Genomic DNA, 23,959 nt, shown 5'->3' with positions numbered 1-23,959 from the left:
CGCGGATCACCTGAGCAGTTCTCCCATCCGCGCGGTGCGCACACCGCGCAAAGCCAGCCAGGCCGCCACGACGACCACGAGGGCGCCGCAGGTGACCATCGAACCGAGCAACGGCACCAGGTCCGGCAACACCGGCGCCGGGTTCAGCCAGGGCGCGGGGTCGAGGCGCGGCACGGCCGCCCCCGCGCTCACGAACGACGCGACCGAGCCGATCCCCAGTGCCAGCAACGCCAGCGCGCCCACTTCGAGCAGGTGGCTCGACCACAGCACGGACGGGCGCATGCCCATGCGGGTCGACAGGGCGCCCGAGACGGCGTTCTGGCGGCGGCGGACCTCGACGGCCAGCAGCAGTGCCACGGCGGCGACCACGGCCAGCACGACGCCGATCGCCGCCACGAAGCCGAAGGTCCACTCGACGGTCAGGAACGGCAGGCCGTCCAGCACGCGGGCGCGGTCGGCGACGTTCGTGTAGTGGATGCCCTCGGCCTGCAGCGCCGAAGTCAAGGCGGACAAGGGAAGCGACGACCACAGGTGCCACGAGCCGACCTGCTCGACGGCCGGCACCGACTCGCGGTTCAGCACGTAGCCGCGCGTGCCGAGCTTGGGGAACGACGGCAGCGACGCCACGGGCTTGAGCAGCGGCAGTCCGGGCACCTGGATCTCCTGGTCCGGCGACCGGCCGATGCGCACGGCGGGCGCGACCTCGCCGTCCCGCCGCAGACCGGACAGCAGCGACCGCACCTCGTCGGCGTCGTCGAGGACGGCCGCGTCGGTGAACGTCGCGGGGTCCACGACCAGCGCACCCGTGCTCATTCCGACGAGCGTTGTGGTGCCCTGCAACGAAGACGGCAACGGGATCCGGCCGAGAGCGACGTCCTGCGACACCTGCACCGTGCTGTTGGCGCCGACGAACACGCCCGACTTCGAGTCCAGCGCCGACTGCTGCGCGCCCGCCACCGCGCTGCCGACGGCGATCGTGCCGACCGCCAGCACGCCCACGAGCAGCACGCCCGTCACGGGGCCGGCGGCCGCGGCGAGGCGGCGCAGGGCCAGCTGCGCGGCCGGGACCTGCCACCACTGCACGCGGTGCGACCACCCGAGCGACCAGCGCAGCAGCCGGGTCGCGAGCAACGCCGCCGTCAGCACCACCAGCAGCGGGAACGCCAACGCGGCCACGTCCACGCGCGGGAGCGTCCCGGCCTTCAGCGCGGTGCCCAGCCCGTTGTGGGACAGGCGGATCCACGCCACTACGGCCAGTCCGGCGACGATCAACTCCCACGGCACCCACGCGAGGCGCCGCGTCCGCGCCTGCTTCTGGAACGTCCGGTGCACCCGCCACGACGCCACCAGCACCGTCACCGCCAGGCTCAGCAGCACCACGGCCAGCACGAAACCGAGCGCCAGCCACAACGTTCCGGGAGCCAGCACGACCCCCGGTGCGTACAGCCGCAGCAGCAGCCGCGCGGCCACCAGGCCCAGCAGACCGCCCAGGACCAGCGGCAACCCCAGTTCCAGCACGCCGCGGAAACCGAGCGCCAGCGGACTCGCCCCGCGCACCCACAGCAGCCGCAGCTCGGAGTGCCGGCGCTGCGCCCACTGCACGGTCACGGTGCCCACGCCCGCGAGCCCGACCAGCACGCTGATGATCACCAACGGCAGCAGCGCGGACGAGACGTTGCGCTCCGAGGTCCGCGCCGCGGCGATGGCGCCGGTCAGCAGGTCCGTCCGCGTCAACGGCAGCCCGAGCGCCGCGAGCCGCGCGTTCCCGCCGTCCCGCAGCGCCTCCGCCTCGCCGAGCGTCGCCGGGGGCTCGGCGAGGAACCGCAGCGACACCGTGGCGCCCGAGGAGAACTCGTCGGGCAGCGCGGAGAGGTCCGAGGGGGAGGCCACCCAGATCACCGACGTGCTGGCGCCGTCGCCGCCCAGCGGGTTCGGCACCACGGTCTTCGCCTCGGAGCACCACCACCCGGACACGGGCTGCGCGAGGTCGGCGTAGATCGCGCTCACGACCAGCAGCGACCCGGTGAGCCGATCGCCCACCCGCACCTTCGCGGCGGTCGCGATCGTCTGCGGCACCCAGAGCCCGGTGCCGCCGCCCTGCACGACGGTCAGGTGTGCCGCCGCGTCCGGCCGGTAGCCGAACCGGCCCCAGGTCGCGATGCCGTTGAAGTCGGGCCTGCCGATCCGCGTGTACGCGCCGCCCACGTCGCTGCGCGCGGCCATCGAGACGGCCGTCGGCAGCGGGAGCCCGTCCCCGTCCAGCGACGGGTGCACGGACTGGGAGCACATGCGGCTCTGCTGGTAGGCCAGCGCGGCACTGCCCGCGGCGGAGGAGTGCAGTGCGGCCGCGGCCACGACGAAGCCCAGCAGCAACGTCGTCGCGATGCTCACCAGCAACGTGAGCGGACTCGACAGCGCTGCCCGGGGCGCGGCTCTCCACGGCAACTGCACCAGCGCACGCTAACCGGAGCGTCCCGATTTGGGGAGCTTTATGAGGTAACGGAACACATGACGCCGAACCTCGCCCCGAACGGGTCCACGAGGACCGCGATCCGGCCCACGCCGTCGAGGTCGTGCGGCGCGAGCAGCACCGGCGCGGAGGAGGCGGCCCGGTCGACGTCGGCCACCTCGAAGTACGGCAGCCAGAACGCCTGCGCGTCCGCGACGATCGCGCCGAACAGGCTGCCCTCGCCCGTGCCGGCGGGCCGCAGGAACTGGCCGGGCGCACCCGGGATCAGCTGGATCTCCCACTCGAAGAGCGAGCGGTAGAACGACGCCGACGCGCTCGGAGCGGGGGAGTGCAGCTCGAGCCACGTGAGCGAGCCCGGCACCGACACCGCGCCGAGCCCGGCAGGCCCGTGCCACACCCCGAACTCCACGCCGTGCGGATCGGTCAGCAGCACCTCGGGGCCGCTGCCCGCGAAGTGGGCGGTCCACGAGCTCGACTGCGACGTCACGTGCCCGGCGACCGTCCGGCCGGCGTGGGTGAACACGCCGGTACCGGGCGTGTCGAGCGGCTGGTACTCCCAGCCGAGCACACCGCTGTAGAACTCCGCGGCCTTGGCCTCGTCCGAGGTGCCCAGGCCGATCCAGGCCGGGGCACCCGGAACGTAGTCAGTGGTGATCATCGGGCCCACCTCCGACGGAGAGCTACCCGCGCGGCTACAGGACGAACCCCTCCGGGAACGGGTCGGTCTCGTCCAGGAGGTACTGGCCCATGCCCGTGATCCACGCGCGGCCGGCCACCGTCGGCACCACGGCGGTGCGGTCGCCGAGCGGGACCTCCTCCAGCAGGCGGCCGATGAACCGCGTGCCGATGAACGACTCGTTCACGTAGTCCTCGCCGAGGCCGAGCTCACCGCGGGCGTGCAGCTGGGCCATCCGCGCGCACGTGCCCGTGCCGCACGGAGACCGGTCGAACCAGCCGGGGTGGATCGCCATCGCGTTGCGCGAGTGGGCGCCGTCCTGGCCGGGTGCGGTGAACTGGACGTGCTTGCAGCCGCCGATCGCCGCGTCCACCGGGTGCACCGGGCGGTTCGCCGCGTTGATCGTGTCCATGATGGACAGACCGGCCCGCAGGATCCTGTCCTTCTCCTCGCGGTCGAACGGGATCCCGAGGTCTGCGAGCGGCACGATCGCGTAGAAGTTGCCGCCGTAGGCCATGTCGTAGCGGATCTCGCCGAGTCCGGGCACGGTGACCGTCGCGTCGAGCTCGTGCGCGTACGCCGGGACGTTGCGGATCGTCACGAGCTTCGTGCGGGTGTCGTAGTCGGCGAGCACGAGCCCGGCCGGGGTGTCCAGCCGCACCGTCGTGACGGGCTCGGTGACCTCGACCATGCCGGTCTCGACCAGCACCGTGGCGACGCCCATCGTGCCGTGCCCGCACATCGGCAGCAGGCCCGAGACCTCGATGAACAGCACGCCCCAGTCCGCGTCCTGGCGGGTCGGCGGCTGCAGGATCGCACCGCTCATCGCCGCGTGGCCGCGCGGCTCGTTCACCAGGAACCTGCGGATGTGGTCGTGGTTCTTGATGAAGTTGAGCCGCTTCTCGGCCATGGTCTCGCCGGGGATCACGCCGACCCCGCCCGTGATGACGCGCGTCGGCATGCCCTCGGTGTGGGAGTCGACCGCGCTGAAGTACTTGGCGAACCTCATGACGTCGCCAGCTTCATGTCCGCGTCGACCTGCGCGAGCTGCTCGGCGCTCAACGGTCCGCGCGGGGGACGGCACGGGCCGCCGTAGCGCCCGACGTAGTCCATGGAGCGCTTGATGGCCTGCACGAACTCGGTGCGCGAGTCCCACCGGAACGCCGGCACGAGCTTCTCGTACAGGGCGCGCGCCTCGTCGAGCTCGCCCGCCAGCGCCAAGGTGAACAGCTCGACGCTCTCCGCCGGGAACACGTTGGGGTAGCCCGCGAACCAGCCCGTCGCGCCCATCAGCAGGCTCTCCAGCACGACGTCGTCCGCACCCGCCACGACCGTGAGGTGCGGGGCCGCGGCCCTGATCTCCAGCACCCGCCGCACGTCGCCGGAGAACTCCTTGACCGCCACGACGTTCTCGATCTGGCCGAGCTCGGCCAGCAGGTCGGGCGTGAGGTCGACCTTGGTGTCGATCGGGTTGTTGTAGACCATGATCGGCAGCCCGGCCTTCGCGACCTCGCGGAAGTGGTGCACGACCTCGCCGCGGTTGGCCCGGTACATCGTGGGCGGCAGGCACAGCACGCCGTCCGCCCCGTCCTCGGCCGCCACCTCGGCCCAGTGCCGCGCCTGGTGCGCGCCCACGCCGTGCACGCCGATGACCGCGATGCCCTTGCCCTTCACGGCCGCGATGGCGGTCCGCGCGACCTCACGGCGTTCCGCGTCGGTCAGCGACGAGTACTCGCCCAGCGACCCGTTGGGCCCGACGCCGCGGCAGCCGTTCTCGACGACCCACCGGCAGTGCTCGGCGAACTTGTCCAGGTCGGGCCTGAGGCCTGCCGGTGCCGACGGGTCCTCGGCGTACGGGAGTGCGGTGGCGACGATGACGCCGTCGAGACGTTCGGTCATGGCTGCTCCTCGGGGAGTTCGGCGAGTTCGCCCAGGGGGATAGGGACCGCGATCACGCGGCGCTGGCCGTCGAACGGGACACCGGTCAGCTCGGCGGCGTTGCGGGCGCAGATCCGGCCCTGGCACCGCCCCATCGCGACACGGCTGGTGAGCTTGAGTTCGCGCATGGTGCTCGCGCTCGTCAGGTCTTCGAGCCGGACCTTCTCGCACCGGCACACCGTGGTGTCCGGCCGCAGCCACGACCGCCAGCCGGGCTCGACGGCGTGCGCCCTGGCCAAGGCCTGCCCGAAGAGCCGGCCCCTCCTGACCGCCTCCAGCGCTGTCGCGGGCGGTTGTAGGCCCGCCGCGGCCGCTCCGGCGACGACTCCCTCGGCCTCGGCCAGGTCCGCGCCACCGATGCCGGTGACCTCGCCGGCGGCGTAGACGTTCTCGACCGAGGTGCGCTGGTGGTCGTCGACGACGTAGAAGCCGTCGGTGCGCGCGGCGTCCGGCAGGAGGTCGGTGCGGGGCAGGAAGCCGTAGCCGACGCAGACCAGGTCCGCGTGCACGGTGCGGTGGCTGACCGGACGCCACTGGCTGTCGAGCTTCGCGACCGTCACGCGGTCGCCGTGCTTGGCGACGACGGCGGTGCGGGTCTCCAGGCGGGGGAGGACCCTGCGGTAGGTCGCGAGCTCGCGGATCTTGTGGCGGTTGGCGGTGATCGCTCTCGCCTCGCGCAGCCAGCGGGTGGGGGAGGAGGCCTCGTAGACGCCGACGAGGGTGGCGCCGAGGTCCTGCAGGGCGGTGGCGACCGGGAGCAGGAACGGGCCGGTGCCGGTGACGACGACCCGTTCGGCGAGGGTGACGCCCTGCTTGGCGAGGGCCTGGGCGGCGCCCGCGGTGATGACGCCGGGGCCGTCCCAGCCGGGGAAGGGCAGCGGACGGTCGTAGGCGCCGGTGGCGATGACCAGCGAGTCGAAGGTGAGGACGCGCGGGATCGGCGGGGTGGAGGTGCCGCTGTCGCCCTGCCCCGCCCCGGTCGTCCGGAGGTGCAGCGTGCCGCCCTCCACCATCCACACCTCGGTGTTCTTCCAGTGCGCCACCCCGGGGTGCGCGAACCTCGCCCGCCCCCGCAGGTACTGCCCACCCGCGTCCGGCTCCGAGTCCACCACCACGACCTCGGCCCCCGCGTCCGCCGCGGTCCGGGCGGCCGCCATCCCGGCGGGACCCGCGCCCACCACCACGACCCTCATGGCGTCGTCCTGATCACGTCGCCGTCGCGCAGCGCGTGGCGGCACGCGCGGACCTCGGGCACGCCGTTGATCTCCGCGACGCACCCGAAGCACACGCCGATGCCGCAGAAGTACCTGCCGGGCAACAACTCCGCCACGTGCGCCACCTCGCGCCGGTGGCCGTTGAACGTCACCTTCACACCATCACCTCCGGCCGGTCGACGCGGAACGGGTGCGGGTCCACCAGGGGGGTCGCACCCGTGAGCAGGTCGGCGAGCAGGTGTCCGGTGGCCGGGGCCAGACCGACGCCCGCTCCCTCGTGGCCGGTGGCGTGCCACAGGCCCGGGGTGCGCGGGTCCTCGCCGATGATCGGCAGGTGGTCCGGGGCGTACGGGCGGAAGCCGCCGTACGCGCGCATCACCGGCACGTCCGCCAGCATCGGGAACATCGCGATCGCCCGCTGCGCCAGCGCTTTCAGCACACGGCTCTCGATGGCCTCGTCGAAGCCCTTGCGCTGACGGCTCGACCCGATCAGCACGGTGCCCGCCTGCGTCGACTCGACCACGCCCGACGTCTGGAGGTCGGCGTCGCCGCTCGCGACCGCGCCGACGTAGTCCGCGTCGTAGACCTTGTGCCGGATCCTGCCGGGGATCGGGGTGGTCACGAGCACCACGCCGCGGCGGGGGAGCACGTTGACGCCGAAGTGGCGCGCCCACGGGCCGGTGGCGTTGACGACCGCGCCGCAGCTGATCACGCCGCCGGACGTGGTGACGCTGCGTCCGTCCGTTGTGGACACCTCGGCGCGCCGGACCTCGATGCCGCGCAACAGGGTTCGGGTTGCCTTGACCGGGTTGAGCTGGGCGTCCTGGAGGTAGTGGACGGCGGCGGTGATCTCCGGGTTGAGGTGCGGCTCGTGGGTGAGCGCGTCCGACGGGCCGATCTCGCAGGCGTCGACTCCCGCCGTGCGCTGGGCGGCGGCGAAGGCCCGCAGCGGTGCCGCGGCCTCGGGGGTGGTGGCGACGACGAGGCCGCCCTTCTCCTCCCATTCGGCGTCGTGCGCCAGTTCCGGCCAGAGTGCGCGGCTCGCGAGGGCGAGGCCGAGCTCCGGGCCGGGCTCCTTGTCGCTGACGAGGACGTTGCCCTCACCGGCCGCGCTGGTGCCCGACGCCGGTCCGTGGCGGTCGACGACGACGACCTCGAGGCCTCGCGCCCTCAGCGCCTGGGCGCACGCGGCCCCGATGATGCCCGCGCCCAGGACCACGACGTCCGGGTTCATCACCACCTCCGTTCATTAGAATGAACGTTAGTGCTTCGGGTACTCGAGCACCAGTACCGAGCTGACCTCATCGCCGAGCGTCTCGTAGAGGTGCGGCGTCGAGCCGGGGAAGCACACGTAGTCGCCCGGTCCGAGTTCGTAGGGCTTCTCCACCGGTCCCACGCGCAGCGAGCCGCTGGTGACCAGCACGTGCTCCCTGCCGGGGTGACCTTCGCTGGTCTGGACGGCTCCCGGCCGCACCCGCTGGTCGTAGATCTCCAGCACGGTGTCCCCGATGTCCATCCGGCGCATCAGCCGCAGGTCGACGGCGGCGCTGCTGAGCACCTCGACGTCGCGGGCCCGCACCAGCACCACGTCCGGCGGCGTCCGCTCGGTGACCAGTTCCGACACCGGCACGTCCAGAGCGTTCGACAAACTGAACACCGTCTCGATCGTCGGGTTGCCCGTGCCGCTCTCCAGCTGGGACAGCGTGCCCTTGGCGATGGACGACCGCCGCGCGAGCTCCGACAGCGACAGCCCGCGTTGCTCGCGAAACGTCCTGATGTTGGCGCCAAGCACCTGACCCGCACTCATAGCCACCGATCGTTGCATAGGCTTGCGCCCATGACTGCGTACACGGAGGCGGAGGGGCAGACCCTCCGCACGGCCGTTTTCGGTGCCATGGTGCTGGTGTCCACTGCGGACCCCGGCGCGGTCGACGAGGAGAGCCACGCCGGCATCAGGGCCATCACCCTGCTCTCGGACGACCTGCGCGCCGTCGTCTCCGCCGCCCCGCCCTCGCTGCCGAAGGGCTCGACGTCCGATGTGGAGTCCGGCGTCCTCGCCGCGCTGCGCGACTCGGTGGCGATCATCAACGCCCACGAGCCGCGCGACGTCGCGATCTTCCGGGCCGCCGTGACGGAGATGTGCCGCTCGGTCGCGGGCGCGGACGGCGAGGTGGCCGCCGCGGAACGCACGATGGTCACCAAGGTCGTCGAGGCCCTCGGCTGATCACCGCTAGCCTCCAGGCATGGGGGAACACACGCTCGAAGAGCTGCACTGGGCCGCGGAGTTCAAGTCGCCGGAAGAGGTCGCGGCGCTGATCGCCGAGGTCGACGACGTCGACGCGCTGGACGAGGGGCGCACGGCTTTGTGGCGGGCGGTGCACGCGAGCCGGTTCGGCAACGTCGAGGTCCTCCTCGCCGCGGGCGCGGACCCGGCGCGATCCATGATGTACGGCTGGTCGCCGGCGCGGCTCAGCCTCGCCACCGAACACCCGTTGCCGACCGACGAGGTCCTCACGCCCGAGGAACGCGCCGCCATCGCGGAACGCGACCGGCTCGTGGCGGCTCTCGGCGGCGTTCCCCGCGACGACGGCCACAGCCTGGCCTGTGTCGCGGGGATCGACGCGGAGACGGCCGTGCACAGGCTGGAGGCGGAACCCGTCGAGGTGACCGAGCAGGTCTGGACGTGGGACGCGGACCAGGCCGTGGTCGGCGTGACGACCGTTCCCGGCGGCTGCGTGGTGATGCAGCCCAAGGGCTTTGCGGCCACACATGTGCTCGAACGGCTCTCGGTGGGCACCGTCGGGTTCGGCATGTTCGCGAACCCCAAGGGCGGCAACCACGGCGAGATCCACCGCGACGGCGAGTGCGAGGCGTCGGACCTGGCCACCGGCGCCGGTGCCGACCTGGAGGACACGGCGGCGGACGTGCTGCTGGCACACCTCTACCAGGGCGAACCCGTGGCGTACTGCCTCGCGTTCGCGGGCCTGCGGCCGACGGACGCCCGCGCGTTCACCGCACCCGACCTGTGGGTGCGTCTCCCCGGCCACCTGACCGCCTGAAGGCCGCCCTGCCCCGACGGGCTGCCGTTCTCAGCGACCCCCCCGCATCATGGAGTGATGCTGGAGGCACTGAGGCGGCAGCTGAGCGAGGGGCTCTTCGAGAAGGTCGCGGGCCCGGAGCGGGAGAGACACGCCCAGCGGATCCACGACTCGCCCGGCCCCCGCCTGTTCGCCGACGACCGGCCGATCCGGCACGTCCACGCTGATCACGCCATGTTCATCGGCGGGCTGCGGGCGTTGCTGTTGCAGTCGTTGCACCCGTTGGCGATGGCGGCGGTGGCGCAGCACTCCGACTACCTGAGTGATCCGTGGGGCCGTTTGCAGCGCACGAGCCTGTTCCTCGCCGTCACCACGTACGGGACGGCCGACGACGCGCACGAGGCCATCGCACGGCTCGCACGCATCCACACGCACATCCACGGCACCGCGTCGGACGGGCGGCCGTACCGGGCCGACGACCCGCACCTGCTGGCGTGGGTGCACGTGGCCGAGGTCGACAGCTTCCTGCGGTGCCACCAGCGCTACGGCGAGAAGCCGCTCGACGACTACGACGGGTACGTCGCCGACATGGCCGTCATCGCGGACGCCATGGGCATCCCGGACCCGCCGCGCACGACAGCGGAGCTCGACGCGACGCTGCAGTCCTACCGGGCTGAGCTGAAGGGGACGTCCGAGGCGCGGGAGGCGGCGCGGTTCCTGCTGGTCAAGGCCCCCTTGCCGATGCTGGCGCGCGGTCCGTACGCGGTGTTGAGCGCCACGGCGGTCGGCACGTTGCCGATGTGGGCGCGGATGCCGTTGCGGCTGCCCTACCTGCCGATCTCCGAGGCCACCAGCGTGCGGTTCGCGGGCCACGCGTTGATGCGCGGCCTTCGGTGGGTCACGGGCTGAGGAAGTCCACGACCAGAGGGGACGCCTCGGCGCGGAACTCCTCGAAGTAGCCGTGTCGTGCGCCCTCGATGAGGTGCATTTGTGCGCCCGGGATGCGCGATGTGATCAGCGGCGCGTTGGCCGTGGGGTTGAAGATGTCGTCCGTGCCGTGCACCACGAGGGTGGGAGCGGTGATGGACGGCAGCACGTCCCACGCGTCGTGTTCGCCGCTCGCGAAGAGGTGTCGCTTGCGCGCGTAAGGCGGCATTTGCGGGTCGCCGAGCGTGTTGTACGGGCCTTTGTAGGCCGGCGTGTACATGAGCGCTTCCAACGCCCTGCGCGCCTTCATCGCGTCGACCTGCGCCAGCGACTTGCGCACCTCGGCGCTGCGCTCGATCGCGTGCGGCCCGCCGGGGGAGGTGCAGCCCAGCACCAGCCGGTCGACGTGCCCGGGATGTGAGGCGGCGATCCACTGCGCGATGCGGCCGCCCATCGACGTGCCGTAGACGTGGGCCCGGTCGATGCCCGCGTCGGCCAGGACCGCGACGCAGTCCTCAGCGAACATCCGGGTGCTGTACGGGACGTCCGGCTTGTCGCTGGAACCGGTGCCGCGGTGGTCGGTGGTGATCGTCGTGAAGTGCGCGGAGAAGTCCGGGCGGACCTGTGACCACCAGCGCGACGAGTTCGCCTGGCCCGCGATGAGCAGCAGCGGGGGACCCGCGCCCTCGACCGAGTAGAAGAGCCTGGTTCCGTCGGCGGCACGAGCGTGGGGCACGGCGGGAAGTCTAGAACCTTGACTTCGCGATAGATGGTCTAGTCCAATTCGGGGTAGGACCCCCCTGCCGGCCGCCAACGCGTGAGGGATGGAGCAGCCCATGCTGTTGTTCGCTCGAATATCCGCGGTGGCCGCACTGGTGCTCGGCACCGTGATCGTGAGCCTCGCCCCTGCCAGCGCCGCCGGAGTCACGGCGACGTTCTCCAAGCAGTCCTGGAGCACCGGCTACACCGCGACGGTCACGATCAAGAACGAGACCAGCGCGGCGATCAGCTCCTGGAAGCTCGAGTTCGACTACCCGGCCTCGACGAGCGTCGGTGCCTACTGGGACTCGCTGCTCACCAAGAGCGGCAACCACAACACGTTCGTGAACCGGGAGTACAACGGCTCGATCGCGCCCGGCGCCAGCGTGTCGTTCGGCTTCAACGCCGCCGGCACCGCCGACCCGGCCAACTGCACGATCAACGGCGCCGCGTGCACCGGTGGCACCGGACCGACGACCAGCTCCACCACTTCGACGACCACGACCACCACCACTACGACGACGACCACCACCACGACCGGTCAGCCGCCCACGGGACAGTTGCCGCGCAAGGTGCTCGTCGGCTACCTGCACGCGAGCTTCGCCAACGGTTCCGGCTACATCCGCATGAAGGACGTGCCGGACGAGTGGGACGTCATCAACCTGTCGTTCGCCGAGCCGACCAGTGCGACGAGCGGTGAGCTGCGGTTCACCCAGTGCCCGGTCGCGGAGTGCCCGAACGTCGAGTCCGAGGCCGAGTTCATCGCCGGCATCCGCGCCCAGCAGCAGAAGGGCAAGAAGGTCAACATCTCCATCGGCGGCCAGAACGGCCAGGTCCGGCTGGAGACGACGGCCGCGCGCGACGCGTTCGTGCGCTCGGCGTCGGCGATCATCGACAAGTACGGCCTGAACGGCCTCGACGTCGACTTCGAGGGCCACTCGCTGTCGCTCAACGCCGGGGACACCGACTTCAAGAACCCGACCACGCCCGTGGTCGTGAACCTGATCTCGGCGCTGCGCTCGCTGAAGGCGCGCTACGGGGCCAACTTCGTGCTCACCATGGCGCCGGAGACGTTCTTCGTGCAGGTCGGCTACCAGTTCTACGGCGGCGCGGGCGGTGGCGACTCGCGGACCGGCGCGTACCTGCCGGTGATCGAGGCCATGCGCAACGACCTGACGTTGCTGCACGTGCAGGACTACAACTCCGGACCCGTGATGGGCCTGGACAACCAGTACCACAACATGGGCGGCGCGGACTTCCACGTGGCCATGACCGACATGCTGCTCGCCGGGTTCCCGGTGCGCGGCGACGCGTCGAAGTTCTTCGCACCGCTGAAGCAGGAACAGGTCGCGTTCGGCCTGCCGGCCGCGATGTACGCGGGCAACGGGTTCACCTCGGTCGCGGACGTGCAGATCGCGCTCGACTGCCTCACCAAGGGCACGCGGTGCGGCAGCTACAAGCCTCGCGGCGTCTACCCGAACCTGCGCGGGCTCATGACGTGGTCGATCAACTGGGACAAGTACAACAACTACGAGTTCTCCAAGGCGCACCGCGCCTACCTGCCCCGGTAGCCGGAGGGGCGGCACTTCGCGGTGCCGCCCCTGTCTTTTCAGGCCAGCGTGGACCAGAACTGCAGTTCGTACGCCTGCAGCAGGCGGCCGTAGCGCCACGCGTGCTTCGGCTGCCAGCCCCTGTCGAGCGCGGCCTGGACGGCGGCCAGTGCCTGCTCTTCCAGCTGCGGCGCGGGCGTGGCGAAGAAGTCGACGAACGCGCACGCCTCGTCGCTGAAGCCGTAGTGCTCGCGCAGACCCTTGGCCATCCGCGCGCAGTAACCGCCCCACGCGGTGAAGTTCGCCAGGATCGCGAGGATCACGTCCGTCGGCTCGCCGTTGAGCGCCATCCACGCCTGGTACGCCGGGTAGGCCTGCGCGCCCGCGAACGGTTCGTAGTTCTCGAAGTCCTTGGCGGACATGCCCGCCGCCTCGGCCAGCGGCCGGAGCATGGGGTGGACGAGCTCCTCGCCGCCGGCCAGCAGGGTGAAGAAGGCGCGGGCGTTCGGCTCCTCCGCCTTCGCCGCGAGTGTCAGGAATGTTCGCCAGTCCGACGAGACGATGTGGTTCTCCTCCGCGGCGAACGTGGCGATCACGGCGCGCGGGGCCTGTCCGGTTTCGATCAGCTTGACCACGAGGTTGTCGTGGTCACCGGGGTGCAGCTCCGTCCGGATGCGCGTGACCAGCTCTTTTGCGTTCATGGTCGAGATTGTTTCGCATGCGGGAAATCGTTCGCCAGAGTTGCGGGGGATCGGGGAGCATCTTCGCTCGTGGCTGAACACACCTATCGAGTACTCGTCCGCGGGCGCTTCGCCGAGTTGACCGATGAGCAGCGCGTGGCGTTGAGGGAGCGGCTGGAGGGGTTCGACTTCCTGCGGGACGCCGGGTTCAGCGAGGACGGGGCGTTGACGTACGACGAGAAGCTCGACTTCTTCAGCTACCGGGTGATCCTGACGGCGGAGGAGAAGGCTGATGAGGCCGGGTTGCGGCGTGCGGCTTCGGCCCTCGACGAGTTGGGCGTGGACTTTCGCGGCTTGAAGGCGAAGGTCACCGACATGGACGAGATGAAGGTCAACCGGCCGAAGCGGCTGGGCTGACACGGGTCGGCTTGGTGGCCGGCGCCGGTTCCAGCGGAGTTGATCGCTTTGTGACGGCGGGCGCGGTTGGTACCGCGTGCGTGGTCGCCTTGCGGTGGCGGACGGAGAAGCGTGCCCCCGCTCCGGCCTCAAGGCCGGAGCGGGGGCACGTTGTCCCGCAACGCGTCAGCGCGTCATCACGGGTAGTTCGCCAGGTACGCCTCGGTCGACCCGGCCGTCGCCGTGCCACCCGAGTTGTTGATGATCCGCTGGATGGTTCCCTTGCCGCCCAACGACACGGTCACCATGCTGTGGAACTTCACGCCGGGGGTGTTCGGCACCTCGAACGCCCGGTCGGCCACCACGGACGGGTTCGCGTTCATGAACGCGTAGCTGCCCAGGCCCCAGGCCTCGTGGGTCGTGACGTTGTTCGAGACCTTGTAGGCCGCGTAGCCGCGCGTCGAGCCGTTCATCCAGGCTGCCTGGTTGGGCACCTCGTACGGCATTTCGTTCTGGTAGAAGTACGTCCGGCCGCCCTGGCCGTTCCAGATGGTCTGGTACTTCTGGTAGTGCTCCACGAAGAGGCCGTACATCGTCACGTTGTTGCCGTTGACGATGAGGCCGGTGTCCGCTGTGTTGACGTCCCAGCCGACGCCGTAGGAGTGGTCTCCTCGCCAGAGCCAGAGGTGGTCGCCGATCACGTTGTGGCTGTTGACGACCAGCGAGGTGGTGGCCCTGCCCACGGCCGAGCCGCCGATGCGGACGTACACGTCGTGCAGCGACGTCGGGTTGGCCGCGTGGTTGGCGTTGCTGCCCGGCGCGCCGATCTGGGCGAGGAGCGGGGAGTTGGTCGGGGCCGCGTCGATGAGCAGGCCCGCGATCTTCACACCGTCCACATCGGCCACGTCCAGTGCCATGTTCCCGTTGGTGGGCATGACCGTGGCGAGGCCGAGGCCCATCACGACGCTGTCGGGACGCGTCACGCGGATCGGTTCCGTCACCTGGTGGATGCCCGGGGTGAGGAGCAGGTGCTTGCCCGCGGCCAGTTGCGCGTTCATCGTGGCCGCCGAGGTGCCCGGCTTCGCGATGTAGAACTGCGACAGCGGGATGTTCGTGCCCTGCTGGTTGCCGGCGGCCCAGGTGGTGCCGCTGGTGTTGGAGCGCAGCGACGGGACGAAGACGTTGTAGTTGCCCGCGTTGTCCACGTTCAGGAACGGCTTCTCGCGGACGACCGGGGTCTGCGCGACGTTCGTGTACGGGGGTTCGGGGAACGACGTCTGCGGTGCGTTGCGGGCGCCCACGAAGACCATGTTCCAGTTCTCACCGGTCCAGGAGCCCCACTCGGTGTTGCGCGACAGCCACTGCTGCTGCGAGCCGGAGCGCACCTGGCCCGTGACCACGGAGTCCGCGAGGAAGCCGCCGCTGGACCAGCCGTTGTCGTCGAGCTGCATGTTGCCGTAGGTCTTGGTGCGGCGCATCGCGGACGCCTGCGAGACGGCCCACGTGTTCGTGCCCGACGGGGGACGGATCGCGAGGTTCTCGGCGCCGCGCCAGAAGTTGTGCGTCGCGTTGCCCTGGAACCAGTCCGCCTCGACGTGCACCTGGCCGTTGATCGTCACGCCGTCCGGCAGCAGGCCGAGGCCGAGGACCTGGGTGAAGAAGCCGATGTTGACGTCGACGTTGTAGTTGCCGGGCTTGAACATGATCGCGTACCGGCGGGCGTCGTACTGGCCCGTCTCCTGCTGGCGGAAGACGTCGTTCAGCCGCGCCTGGATGGTGGCGGCGGGCATCGACGGGTCGAAGACGAGCACGTTCGGGCCGAAGTCCGGCTGGCCCGGCTGCTGCGTGCCGCCGGTGAGGCGGAAGAGCTGTGCGTTGGTCCCGTTGCAGGTGTACTGGACCAGCTGCACGTCGCCCGTGGACGCGCCGGGCACGTCGAGGCACTTGCCGCTGTGGCGGCTCACGAACCGGTAGGTGTCGGTGCCCACCTGTTCGGGTCGCCACTGCTGGTTGTTCGCGGAGAAGTTCTGCCACAGGTGGATCGCGGCGTTGTCCGCGGCGGACACGTTCGAGACGTCCCAGACCTGGCCCTCGCCGACGGTGAAGTAGCCGTCGCTCGTGGGCGTGAACTTCCAGGTCTGGCCCGAGCATCCTTGTTGGCGGAGCTGTGCGCCGTTGGCCGTTCCCAGCGACTCCACGCACTTTCCGCTGCCGACGTTCGTCACTTGATAAGCGGTTCCGGGCACCACGTCGGCCTGGGCCGCGACCGTCCACACAGGAACGATCGCCGCTGCTGCCAACGCTGCCACCAGCAGGGGGGTTCTCACGGTCACAGGGTGGGGCGGTTTGTTGCAACCGTCAACGAACCTAACTGTTTCCGGTCCCGTTCCGGTATTGACAAATGAATTTGTCAAATGAGAGCGTGCTGGGCGTGGAGCTGTCGCCGTTGCGCCTGTCGCTGCTGGAGCTGCTGAAGTCGCCCGCCTCGGCGACGCAGCTCGCGGCGGCTCTCGACCTGCCCCGCCAGCGCGTCAACTACCACGTCCGGGCCCTGGAGCAGGCAGGACTCGTCGAGCTGGTCGAGGAGCGGCAGCGGCGCGGGTGCGTCGAACGGGTGCTGCGCGCGAAGCCCGGCCGGGAGATCGCCGCCGACGTCCAGGACCAGTTCGCGGCCACGCACCTCGTGTCGGTCGCGGAGGACACGGCCCGCGAGGTCGAGCGGATGTCCGGTGCCGCGGCCGAGGCGGGAAAGCGCTTGCTCACGTTCACGGTGGAGGCGACGGTCCGCTTCGGCGCGCCCGGCGCCGTCCACGAGTTCACCAGCGACCTGGCCGAAGCGGTGCGGCAGATCGCGTTGAAGTACGACACCGAGTCAGGCCGCCCGTACCGGGTGGTCGCGATGGGACACCCCGGGGTGGCAGATGGGTGACGAAGGCGTCCGGATCGAGATCACCGTGGCCGCGCCGGTCGACGAGGTGTGGCAGTCGTTCCGGGACAAGGAGAAGCTGCGCCACTGGCACGGCTGGGACATCCCGGAGCTCGACGCCGAGATCGACCAGATCTACTTCGAGAACGCCGAGGAGGACGGCACCACGCTGGTCGTCCACGGCCACGACACGTTCGCGCTCACGCCCGTGCCCGAGGGGACGAAGGTCGTGCTGACCCGCGCTCCCAAGGGCACCTCACCCGAGTGGGACGACTACTACGACGACATCACCGAGGGCTGGATCACCTTCCTGCACCAGCTCAAGTTCGCCCACGAGTTCCACCCCGGCGAAAAGCGCCGCACGCTGTTCTGGCCGTCGAAGGTCGAGATCGGCGGGCCCGGCAGGCCGTTCTTCGAGTCGGCGAACCAGCGCGGTGTCGTGGTCGACGAGTTCGGCCCCGGTCTCGTGGTCACGAGCGAGAAGATGACCGTGGTGACGACCTACGGGTTCTCCGACGACGAGCTGGAGGCGTTGCGTCAGAAGGGGCCCGCCGAGCCGAAGTAGCGGGTCAGGAACTCGTTGCGGAAGACGCCTTTCGGGTCGTGCTCGCGCAGCAGGGCCCCGAAGGCGTCCCACTGCGGGTAGCGGGCCGCGAGCAGCGCCGGCGGCACGGTGAAGAGCTTGCCCCAGTGCGGCCGCGGCGCGATGGCCTCCTCCAGGCGCGGCAGCAGGTCCAGCACGGCCGGGGTGTTCGGCACCCAGGTGAAGTGGATCGCGAGGCTGTCGCGGTCGTAGGCGGGGCTGAGCCACTGCGGTTCGCCGTTGATCGTGCGGATCTCGCAGGCCTGCACCAGCGGTGAGATCACCGTCGACATCTCGGCCAGCGCGCGCAACGCCGTCACCGCGCGGGTGCGGGGCACGAAGTACTCGGTCTGCAGCTCCTCGCCCACGGACGGGGTGAACTCGGCGCGGAAGTGCGGCAGGCGCTCGTGCCACGGTCCGGGCACGCCGCCCTGCAGCGTGCAGCGCGAGGCGGGCTGACCGGGCACGGGGTGCGCGGGCTCGGACGCGGGACGGCCGGGGAAGGCGAACTCCTCGTCGCCCACGCGGTGCTTCGCCCAGATCGTCGCGCCGCCCTGCCAGTCGACGAACGCGCTCACGCTGTACGCGCCGTCGAAGATCTGCTCCAGCTTCACGAGCAACGTCGTCCACGCGACGTCCTCGTAGACCGTCTGCGCGACCTGGAACGACGGCACCACGTCCAGCGTCACGGTCGTGACGACGCCCAGCCCGCCCATCGACACGACCGCGCCGGGCGAGGTCAGCTCGACGACCGAGCCGTCCCCGCGCAGCACCTCGACGGACCGCACGGCACCCGCCAGCGACCGCTTCCCGGAGCCGTGGGTGGCCGTGGTGACCGCGCCGGCCACCGTGATGTGCGGCAGCGACGGCAGCGTGTGCAGGGCGAGCCCGGCGGCTTCGAGGCGCACGGACAGGTCCGCGAGGGTCATGCCCGCGCTCACCCGGACCGTCTGGCCGGACACCTCGAAGACCTCGGGCATCGCCGCCAGCGACACCAGCGTGCCGGTCGTGTCGGCGATCGGGCTGAACGAGTGCCCCGAGCCGACGACGTGCACGGCCGAGGAACCGCGCACGACCGCCCGCAGGTCGTCGGCGGAGGCCGGGGTGACGGCCTGGGCCGCGGTGAACGTGACGTTGCCCGCCCAGTTGGTGCTCATACGGACACGGTAAGCGCCGACGCCAGTGATCGTCGTGTGGTAGTTCTCCTGACTATTGCTTCAGTGTTGACCGAAATCGGCTTGCGCGAGGTGGCAGGGTGGATCCGGTGAACACCGATGTGCAGCGGCTTCGGGAGATGTCCGGGCTGGTCACGCCCATGGCGCTGCGCGTCGCGGTGACGCTGGGGCTGCCGGACCGCCTGGCGGACGGCGCCGCCACCGCGGACGAGATCGCACCGGAGGTGAAGGCCGATCCGGTCGCTCTCGACCTGCTGCTGGCCCACCTGACGGCCCTCGGCGTGACCGAGAGAACAGACGCGGGCTACCGCACCACGACCTTCGGCGCCCTCCTCCGCGCCGACGCCGGCAACGGCCTGCACGGCTTCCTCCACCAGGACTCACCCGCCGGCCGCGCCGACCTGTCGTTCGCGGACCTGCTGCACAGCGTCCGCACCGGCGAGTCCGCTTACGAGGTCCGCTACGGCCAGGGCTTCTGGGCCGACCTGGCCGGTCACCCGCACCTGCGGGCCGCGTTCGACCGGCAGATGAACCACCGCATGGCCGCCTGGATCCCGCGGTTGGTGGCGGCGACCGACTGGTCCCGGTTCGGCACGCTCGTCGACGTCGGCGGCGGGAACGGCCGCGCGCTCGCCGCGATCCTCCAGGCCAGTCCCGGGACGCGCGGCCACCTGGTCGACCTGCCGGACACGGTCGCGGGAGCGGCGGAGATGTTCCGCGAACTGGGGCTGGAGGCCGAGGTGACCGGCGGGAGCTTCTTCGACCCGTTGCCCGCCGGGGACGCGTACCTGCTGGTCGACGTCCTGCACAACTGGGACGACGAGAAGGCGCACGAGATCCTGGCGCGGTGCGCCGCGCAGGCCGCGAAGGTGCTGGTCGTGGAGTCCCTCGGGGAGAGCACGGAGTTCGACCTCGTCATGCTCGCGCACTTCGGCGGGCGGGACCGGGGACTCCACGACCTCGAGCGGATGGCCGCGCGGCACGGGCTCACGCTGGAGTCGGTGACCCCGGTGAGCGGGCGCAGCCTGCTGGAGTTCACCCGCTGAGCGCGGCGATCCGTTCCTGGGCCTCGGCGAGGTCGTCGGCGGTGGGAGCGTCGTCCTGGGTGAGGGCCCGCCGCCAGTAGCCGGTGAACTCGATGTCCTTCTTGGACACTCCGGCGCCGACGAAGTGCCTGCGCAGGGCGCGAACCGCGGAGGCCTCACCGCCGAGCCACACCCACGTCGACAGCTCGACGTCCGCCGCGGTCACCGCCGACACCAGGTCCTCCCCGGCACTGCGGTGCACCCAGCGCACGCCGGGGACGTCCTGTTCCTCGGCCGGGTCCGCGACCTCGACGAACACCAGTCGTCGCCGGCCCTCGGGGAGCAGTTCCAGCAGGGAGGCGATCGCGGGCAGCGCCGTCTCGTCGCCCGCGAACACCAGCAGGTCCGCGGTGCCGAGCGGGCGCGCGTAGTCGGGGGAGGGGCCGAACCTCCCGAGGACGTCGCCTTCCATGGCACGTGCGGCCCAGCTCGACGCGGGGCCGTTGTCGCCGTGCAGCACGAAGTCGACGGTCAGCACGCCGTCGGCGAGTGATCGGACGGTGAAGCTGCGCATCCACGGCCGTTCGTCCTCGGGCATGGCCGTGTACGCCTGGTACCAGGTGCCGACGTCGGGGGAGTCCGAGACGTGCGCGGACCCGCCGGGCCTGGGGAACAGCAGTTTGAGCTGCTGGTCCGGCCAGGTGCCGATCTCGTCGAGGCCGGGACCGGTGAACGTCACGCGGGTCATGCGCGGGGTGAGGGGTTCGACGGAGGTCACCGTCAGCAGGCTCACGACAGGTACTCCTTCAGGTGCCGGGCGGTCAGGGTGTCCGAAGTGGACACGAGGTCGCCGGGGGTGCCGGAGAAGACGACCCGGCCGCCGTCGTGGCCCGCTCCCGGGCCCATGTCGACGATCCAGTCGGCGTGCGCCATCACGGCGAGGTGGTGCTCGATCACGATGACCGTGTTGCCGGCGTCGATCAGCTGGTCCAGCAGGCCGAGCAACTGGTCGACGTCGGCGAGGTGCAGGCCGGACGTGGGTTCGTCCAGCACGTAGGTGGAGGCCTTCTCCGCCATGTGGATGGCGAGCTTCAGCCGTTGCCGCTCCCCGCCGGACAGCGTGGTGAGCGGCTGCCCGAGCGAGAGGTACGACAGGCCGACGTCGTGCAGGCGGCTGAGCACCGCGTGGGCCTGGCCGGACGGGAAGAAGTCGCGGGCGTCGGCGACGGACATGCCGAGCACCTCGCTGATGTTCCTGCCCCGCAACGTGTAGCGCAGCACCTCGGGCGTGAAGCGCTTGCCCTCGCACTTCTCGCACACCGTGGCGACACCGGCCATCATCGCGAGGTCGGTGTAGACGAGGCCGATGCCCTTGCAGTTCTCGCAGGCGCCTTCGGAGTTCGCGCTGAACAACGCGGCTTTCACGCCGTTGGCCTTGGCGAAGGCGGTGCGGATCGAGTCGAGCAGGCCGGTGTAGGTGGCGGGGTTGGACCGGCGCGAGCCGCGGATCGGCGACTGGTCGACCGTCACGACGTCCTCGCGGCCGCGCAACGAGCCGTGGACCAGCGACGACTTGCCGGAGCCCGCGACGCCGGTGACGACGGTCAGCACGCCGAGCGGCAGGTCGACCGAGACGTCCTTGAGGTTGTTCGTGCGGGCACCGCTGATCGGCAGGAAGCCTCGGGGGGAGCGGAATACCGGCCGCAGCTTGGCCCGGTGGTCGAGGTGGCGGCCGGTCAGCGTGCCGGACGCGCGCAGGCCCGCCACGTCACCGGAGTAGCAGAGGTGCCCGCCGTGCACGCCCGCGCCGGGGCCGAGGTCGACGACGTGGTCGGCGATCTCGATGGTCTCCGGCTTGTGCTCGACGACGAGGACGGTGTTGCCCTTGTCCCGCAGGCGGAGCAGGAGGTCGTTCATCCGCTGGATGTCGTGCGGGTGCAGGCCGACGGTCGGTTCGTCGAACACGTAGGTGATGTCGGTGAGCGAGGAACCCAGGTGGCGCACCATCTTCACGCGCTGCGACTCGCCGCCGGACAGCGTGGCGGACTCGCGGTCGAGCGACAGGTAACCGAGACCGATCTCCACCAGCGAGTCCAGCGTGCCCCGCAGCGTCGCCAGCAGCGGCGCGACGGACGGGTCGTCGATCGAGTGCGCGAACCGAGCGAGGTCGCTGATCTGCATGGCGCAGCAGTCGGCGATGTTCACGCCGCGGATCCTGGAGCCGAGCGCGGCCTGGTTGATGCGGGCGCCCTTGCACTCCCCGCAGGTGGTGAACGTGACGGCGCGGTCGACGAACGCGCGGACGTGCGGCTGCATCGACTCGCGGTCCTTGGACAGGACCGTGCGCTGCAGCTTGGTGATCAGGCCGTCGTAGGTGATGTTGCTGCCGCCGATGCTCAGCTTCGTCGTCGGCTTGTGGAGGAAGTCGTGCAGTTGCTCGTCGGTGAAGGTGCTGATCGGCTGGTCGGCGGGGTAGAGGCCCGAGTTCGCGAGGACCTGCCAGTACCAGCTGCCGACGGCGTAGTTCGGGGCGTCGATCGCGCCGTCGTTCAACGACTTCGACCTGTCGACGATGGCGTCCACGTCGATGGTCGTGACCTTGCCCAGGCCCTCGCAGGACGGGCACATGCCCTCGGGCAGGTTGAAGCTGAACGCGCCGGACGTGCCGACGTGCGGTTCTCCCAGGCGGCTGAACACGATCCGCAGCATCGTGTGCGCGTCGGTGGCGGTGCCGACGGTGGAGCGCGAGTTCGCGCCCATGCGCTCCTGGTCGACGATGATCGCCGCGCTCAGGTTGTGCAGCGCGTCCACGTCCGGGCGGCCGATCGACGGCATGAACGACTGCAGGAAGGCGGTGTAGGTCTCGTTGATCATGCGCTGCGACTCGGCCGCGATCGTGCCGAAGACCAGCGAGGACTTGCCGGAGCCGGACACGCCGGTGAAGACGGTCAGGCGGCGCTTGGGGACGTCGAGCGACACGTCCGCGAGGTTGTTCTCCCTCGCCCCGCGGACCTGGATCCAGTCATGGCTGTCAGCGACAGCGTTCACGCTGCTTCCCCCACTGAGTTGATTTCAGAACTGATTCTTTATGCCGTAAAGTACGGGTTCGCAAGGTTACTTTACGGCGTAAGGAGTCGCAACCGTGGTCGTCTACGCAGGTCAGGGCGATCCACGTCGCTCCATCGAACTGCTCTGGCGCGCGTCGGCCGCCGAGAAGCGGCCCGGCCCGAAGCCGGGGCTGAGCGTGGACGCGATCGTCGACGCCGCCATCGAGGTCGCCGACGAGCAGGGCATGGCGTTCTCGATGCGCGCGGTGGGGGAGCGGCTCGGGCGCACGGCCATGGCGCTCTACACGTACGTGCCGGGCAAGAACGAGCTGGTCGACCTGATGTACGACCGCGCGATGGCCGAGGTGCCGACGTCCTACGACCTGGGCGAGGGGTGGCGGCCCGCGGTCACGCGCTGGGCGCACGACATGTGGGAGTGCTACCGCCGCCACCCGTGGGTGCTGCAGGTGTCGCAGGCGCGTCCGGTGCTCGGCCCGCACGAGTTCGCGGTGACCGAGGCGCTGGCCGCGATCCTCGTCTCGACCGGCCTGCCCGGCCGCAGGCTGCGCGGGATCGTCGGCGCCATCAACTACTTCGTGCGCGGTGCCGCCCAGACCGTCGCCGAGGCCCGCGCGGCGGGCGGCGCGACCGGGCAGGCCGACGAGGAGTGGTGGTACGCGCGGTCCGCTGTGCTCATCGAGGTCGAGCCGGACCTCGAGAAGAAGTTCCCCATGCTGCACGTCCTCGAGCAGGATCGGGAGCCGGTCGACCCGGAGCTGCCGTACCTGGAGAACGACGCCGTGGAGAACTTCCGCGGCGGGTTGAAGGTCCTCCTCGACGGTGTCGAGGGCGCTGTAGCAAAACCGTGACATGGTCCGGACGTTCACCGCACATGGGCTCGGTGGGATCGTGCCCATGGCAATCGGCAGAGTCCTCGTGGCAGTGGCGTGCGCCCTGATGCTGACGGCGCCGAGCACGGCGGCCGCCCCCTCGCAGGACCGCCCCGGCCGGGCGACCATGACGATGGCCTACGAGGTCGGGGACCTCGCCGCCGTCGTGCACGCGCCCCGCACGCTCGTCGACGTCGGGCCGTTGGTGTTCGGCAACGACCTCACCGCACCACTGCTGGCACAGCAGGGCGCCATTGTGGTGGTCGTGCACGACCGGTGGTCGGTCGACCGGCACCGTGAGCTGTGGCGTGCGCTGGACGAGCGCAGCGGGCCGCTGGCGGAGCGGTTCGCCGGGTTCGCCGGCCACTTCACCGTGGTGCAACCGTGACAGGTCCCTCACGAGGCCGGCACGTGCCGGTCGGAAGGGCCGCGGCCGCCGTCGTCCTCGCGATGGTGCTGGCCGCGCCGACCGGCTCCGGCGTCAGGAATGTCGAGCGCTCGCTCGGTGACCCGGCGTCGCAGGCGCCTGCTCTCGTGTCGCACCAGATGGTCCCGTCGCGGATCTCGAGCTCACCTCGGTCGTGCAAGCGCGGCACAGCGGGGACGACCGCCTCGCCGGGGAAGTGGCGCGGCAGGGTTCGGTGGTCGTGCCGGCCACGACCACT

General features: G+C 70.8%; 24 protein-coding genes. 10 read left to right on the top strand and 14 right to left on the bottom strand.

Features of this window, described 5'->3' with window-relative positions; translation table 11 throughout:
- Positions 1–6: 6 nt before the first annotated feature.
- From BMY74_RS08035 to BMY74_RS08000, 8 genes are read right to left on the bottom strand one after another with little or no spacing between them, the layout of a single operon-like run.
- On the bottom strand, positions 7–2,451 hold the full coding sequence (locus BMY74_RS08035) for an ABC transporter permease (RefSeq protein WP_143091486.1): 2,445 nt from the start codon (positions 2,449–2,451) through the stop codon (positions 7–9).
- A 38-nt stretch (positions 2,452–2,489) separates the two neighbouring features.
- Positions 2,490–3,128: a VOC family protein gene (locus tag BMY74_RS08030; RefSeq protein ID WP_089911936.1), complete on the bottom strand. Its 639-nt coding sequence runs from the start codon at positions 3,126–3,128 to the stop codon at positions 2,490–2,492.
- Between the two features lie 34 nt (positions 3,129–3,162).
- Positions 3,163–4,155: a proline racemase family protein gene (locus BMY74_RS08025; RefSeq protein WP_089911932.1), complete on the bottom strand. Its 993-nt coding sequence runs from the start codon at positions 4,153–4,155 to the stop codon at positions 3,163–3,165.
- Positions 4,152–5,045, bottom strand: coding sequence for a dihydrodipicolinate synthase family protein (locus BMY74_RS08020; protein WP_089911928.1), 894 nt, complete (start codon positions 5,043–5,045; stop codon positions 4,152–4,154). The genes BMY74_RS08025 and BMY74_RS08020 overlap by 4 nt, the downstream gene beginning before the upstream one ends.
- Positions 5,042–6,277: an NAD(P)/FAD-dependent oxidoreductase gene (locus BMY74_RS08015; RefSeq protein WP_089911925.1), complete on the bottom strand. Its 1,236-nt coding sequence runs from the start codon at positions 6,275–6,277 to the stop codon at positions 5,042–5,044. Before BMY74_RS08015 ends, BMY74_RS08020 begins: the two co-directional genes overlap by 4 nt.
- A complete protein-coding gene (locus BMY74_RS46810) occupies positions 6,274–6,456 on the bottom strand; it encodes a 2Fe-2S iron-sulfur cluster-binding protein (protein WP_089911921.1) in 183 nt (60 codons plus the stop codon). Before BMY74_RS46810 ends, BMY74_RS08015 begins: the two co-directional genes overlap by 4 nt.
- Complete coding sequence (locus BMY74_RS08005; RefSeq protein ID WP_089912654.1) at positions 6,453–7,532, bottom strand: NAD(P)/FAD-dependent oxidoreductase; 1,080 nt, start codon at positions 7,530–7,532, stop codon at positions 6,453–6,455. Before BMY74_RS08005 ends, BMY74_RS46810 begins: the two co-directional genes overlap by 4 nt.
- Positions 7,533–7,559: 27 nt before the next feature.
- Positions 7,560–8,105, bottom strand: a complete 546-nt coding sequence (locus BMY74_RS08000) for a helix-turn-helix domain-containing protein (protein WP_089911918.1) — start codon at positions 8,103–8,105, stop codon at positions 7,560–7,562.
- Positions 8,106–8,135: 30 nt separating this feature from the next.
- Here BMY74_RS08000 and BMY74_RS07995 point away from each other — a divergent pair, with 30 nt between their 5' ends.
- The 3 genes from BMY74_RS07995 to BMY74_RS07985 are packed head-to-tail and all read left to right on the top strand — an operon-like array spanning position 8,136 to position 10,245.
- The gene (locus tag BMY74_RS07995) at positions 8,136–8,522 is read left to right on the top strand and encodes a hypothetical protein (RefSeq protein WP_089911916.1); all 387 of its coding nucleotides are present in this window, start codon (positions 8,136–8,138) and stop codon (positions 8,520–8,522) included.
- A gap of 19 nt (positions 8,523–8,541) precedes the next feature.
- Positions 8,542–9,357 carry an ankyrin repeat domain-containing protein gene (locus BMY74_RS46060; RefSeq protein ID WP_143091485.1) on the top strand — a complete coding sequence of 272 codons (816 nt, stop codon included), beginning with the start codon at positions 8,542–8,544 and terminating at the stop codon, positions 9,355–9,357.
- 57 nt (positions 9,358–9,414) lie between these two features.
- Entirely contained in the window at positions 9,415–10,245 is an 831-nt protein-coding gene (locus tag BMY74_RS07985) for an oxygenase MpaB family protein (protein WP_089911913.1), read from the top strand.
- Here BMY74_RS07985 and BMY74_RS07980 read toward each other — a convergent pair.
- Positions 10,235–10,999 carry an alpha/beta fold hydrolase gene (locus BMY74_RS07980; RefSeq protein ID WP_089911910.1) on the bottom strand — a complete coding sequence of 255 codons (765 nt, stop codon included), beginning with the start codon at positions 10,997–10,999 and terminating at the stop codon, positions 10,235–10,237. The genes BMY74_RS07985 and BMY74_RS07980 overlap by 11 nt on opposite strands.
- Positions 11,000–11,099: 100 nt before the next feature.
- On the opposite strand from BMY74_RS07980, the gene BMY74_RS07975 reads away from it, so the two are divergent.
- Positions 11,100–12,593 (top strand): chitinase, encoded by a 1,494-nt coding sequence (locus tag BMY74_RS07975; RefSeq protein ID WP_089912647.1) that lies wholly within the window; start codon positions 11,100–11,102, stop codon positions 12,591–12,593.
- A 38-nt stretch (positions 12,594–12,631) separates the two neighbouring features.
- On the opposite strand, the gene BMY74_RS07970 is transcribed toward BMY74_RS07975, so the two are convergent.
- Positions 12,632–13,273: a thiaminase II/PqqC family protein gene (locus BMY74_RS07970; RefSeq protein WP_089911907.1), complete on the bottom strand. Its 642-nt coding sequence runs from the start codon at positions 13,271–13,273 to the stop codon at positions 12,632–12,634.
- Between the two features lie 69 nt (positions 13,274–13,342).
- Between BMY74_RS07970 and BMY74_RS07965 the strand changes: the two genes are divergently transcribed.
- Complete coding sequence (locus BMY74_RS07965) at positions 13,343–13,669, top strand: DUF6204 family protein (RefSeq protein WP_089911904.1); 327 nt, start codon at positions 13,343–13,345, stop codon at positions 13,667–13,669.
- Between the two features lie 176 nt (positions 13,670–13,845).
- Here the strand turns inward: BMY74_RS07965 and BMY74_RS07960 are convergent, their stop codons facing one another.
- The gene (locus BMY74_RS07960) at positions 13,846–15,975 is read right to left on the bottom strand and encodes an RICIN domain-containing protein (RefSeq protein ID WP_245785971.1); all 2,130 of its coding nucleotides are present in this window, start codon (positions 15,973–15,975) and stop codon (positions 13,846–13,848) included.
- Between the two features lie 95 nt (positions 15,976–16,070).
- On the opposite strand from BMY74_RS07960, the gene BMY74_RS07955 reads away from it, so the two are divergent.
- Together BMY74_RS07955 and BMY74_RS07950 are read left to right on the top strand one after the other, a co-directional pair.
- Entirely contained in the window at positions 16,071–16,577 is a 507-nt protein-coding gene (locus tag BMY74_RS07955) for a helix-turn-helix domain-containing protein (RefSeq protein WP_218159553.1), read from the top strand.
- A complete protein-coding gene (locus BMY74_RS07950; protein ID WP_089911897.1) occupies positions 16,570–17,139 on the top strand; it encodes an SRPBCC family protein in 570 nt (189 codons plus the stop codon). The genes BMY74_RS07955 and BMY74_RS07950 overlap by 8 nt, the downstream gene beginning before the upstream one ends.
- Here the strand turns inward: BMY74_RS07950 and BMY74_RS07945 are convergent.
- Positions 17,112–18,314, bottom strand: coding sequence for an FAD-binding protein (locus BMY74_RS07945; RefSeq protein ID WP_089911894.1), 1,203 nt, complete (start codon positions 18,312–18,314; stop codon positions 17,112–17,114). The genes BMY74_RS07950 and BMY74_RS07945 overlap by 28 nt on opposite strands.
- 107 nt (positions 18,315–18,421) lie before the next feature.
- Here BMY74_RS07945 and BMY74_RS07940 point away from each other — a divergent pair, with 107 nt between their 5' ends.
- A complete protein-coding gene (locus BMY74_RS07940) occupies positions 18,422–19,378 on the top strand; it encodes an acetylserotonin O-methyltransferase (protein ID WP_245785970.1) in 957 nt (318 codons plus the stop codon).
- On the opposite strand, the gene BMY74_RS07935 is transcribed toward BMY74_RS07940, so the two are convergent.
- Positions 19,368–20,150 (bottom strand): siderophore-interacting protein, encoded by a 783-nt coding sequence (locus BMY74_RS07935; protein WP_218159552.1) that lies wholly within the window; start codon positions 20,148–20,150, stop codon positions 19,368–19,370. The two genes, BMY74_RS07940 and BMY74_RS07935, sit on opposite strands and share 11 nt — an antisense overlap.
- A complete protein-coding gene (locus BMY74_RS07930) occupies positions 20,147–22,405 on the bottom strand; it encodes an ATP-binding cassette domain-containing protein (protein ID WP_089911891.1) in 2,259 nt (752 codons plus the stop codon). The genes BMY74_RS07935 and BMY74_RS07930 overlap by 4 nt, the downstream gene beginning before the upstream one ends.
- Before the next feature lie 94 nt (positions 22,406–22,499).
- On the opposite strand from BMY74_RS07930, the gene BMY74_RS07925 reads away from it, so the two are divergent.
- On the top strand, positions 22,500–23,273 hold the full coding sequence (locus BMY74_RS07925) for a TetR/AcrR family transcriptional regulator (RefSeq protein ID WP_089911888.1): 774 nt from the start codon (positions 22,500–22,502) through the stop codon (positions 23,271–23,273).
- A 46-nt stretch (positions 23,274–23,319) separates the two neighbouring features.
- Entirely contained in the window at positions 23,320–23,682 is a 363-nt protein-coding gene (locus BMY74_RS07920) for a hypothetical protein (protein WP_143091484.1), read from the top strand.
- Positions 23,683–23,959: the final 277 nt, after the last annotated feature.

The sequence above is a fragment of the Lentzea albida genome, from assembly GCF_900111005.1.
GTDB classification, from domain to species: Bacteria; Actinomycetota; Actinomycetes; order Mycobacteriales; family Pseudonocardiaceae; genus Lentzea; species Lentzea albida.
The sequence above is the reverse complement of the archived record's forward strand: the minus strand, read 5'-3'. Positions and strand labels throughout refer to the sequence as shown.

What these genes read in the sequence shown, in the direction of transcription:
- BMY74_RS08025 (WP_089911932.1), bottom strand. Translation starts at nt 4,155, where the DNA reads ATGAGGTTCGCCAAGTACTTCAGCGCGGTCGACTCCCACACCGAGGGC.
- BMY74_RS07970 (WP_089911907.1), bottom strand. Translation starts at nt 13,273, where the DNA reads ATGAACGCAAAAGAGCTGGTCACGCGCATCCGGACGGAGCTGCACCCC.
- BMY74_RS08020 (WP_089911928.1), bottom strand. Translation starts at nt 5,045, where the DNA reads ATGACCGAACGTCTCGACGGCGTCATCGTCGCCACCGCACTCCCGTAC.
- BMY74_RS08015 (WP_089911925.1), bottom strand. Translation starts at nt 6,277, where the DNA reads ATGAGGGTCGTGGTGGTGGGCGCGGGTCCCGCCGGGATGGCGGCCGCC.
- BMY74_RS07920 (WP_143091484.1), top strand. Translation starts at nt 23,320, where the DNA reads ATGGCAATCGGCAGAGTCCTCGTGGCAGTGGCGTGCGCCCTGATGCTG.
- BMY74_RS08030 (WP_089911936.1), bottom strand. Translation starts at nt 3,128, where the DNA reads ATGATCACCACTGACTACGTTCCGGGTGCCCCGGCCTGGATCGGCCTG.
- BMY74_RS07985 (WP_089911913.1), top strand. Translation starts at nt 9,415, where the DNA reads ATGCTGGAGGCACTGAGGCGGCAGCTGAGCGAGGGGCTCTTCGAGAAG.
- BMY74_RS46060 (WP_143091485.1), top strand. Translation starts at nt 8,542, where the DNA reads ATGGGGGAACACACGCTCGAAGAGCTGCACTGGGCCGCGGAGTTCAAG.
- BMY74_RS07945 (WP_089911894.1), bottom strand. Translation starts at nt 18,314, where the DNA reads ATGAGCACCAACTGGGCGGGCAACGTCACGTTCACCGCGGCCCAGGCC.
- BMY74_RS07950 (WP_089911897.1), top strand. Translation starts at nt 16,570, where the DNA reads ATGGGTGACGAAGGCGTCCGGATCGAGATCACCGTGGCCGCGCCGGTC.
- BMY74_RS08005 (WP_089912654.1), bottom strand. Translation starts at nt 7,532, where the DNA reads ATGAACCCGGACGTCGTGGTCCTGGGCGCGGGCATCATCGGGGCCGCG.
- BMY74_RS08000 (WP_089911918.1), bottom strand. Translation starts at nt 8,105, where the DNA reads ATGAGTGCGGGTCAGGTGCTTGGCGCCAACATCAGGACGTTTCGCGAG.
- BMY74_RS07995 (WP_089911916.1), top strand. Translation starts at nt 8,136, where the DNA reads ATGACTGCGTACACGGAGGCGGAGGGGCAGACCCTCCGCACGGCCGTT.
- BMY74_RS07975 (WP_089912647.1), top strand. Translation starts at nt 11,100, where the DNA reads ATGCTGTTGTTCGCTCGAATATCCGCGGTGGCCGCACTGGTGCTCGGC.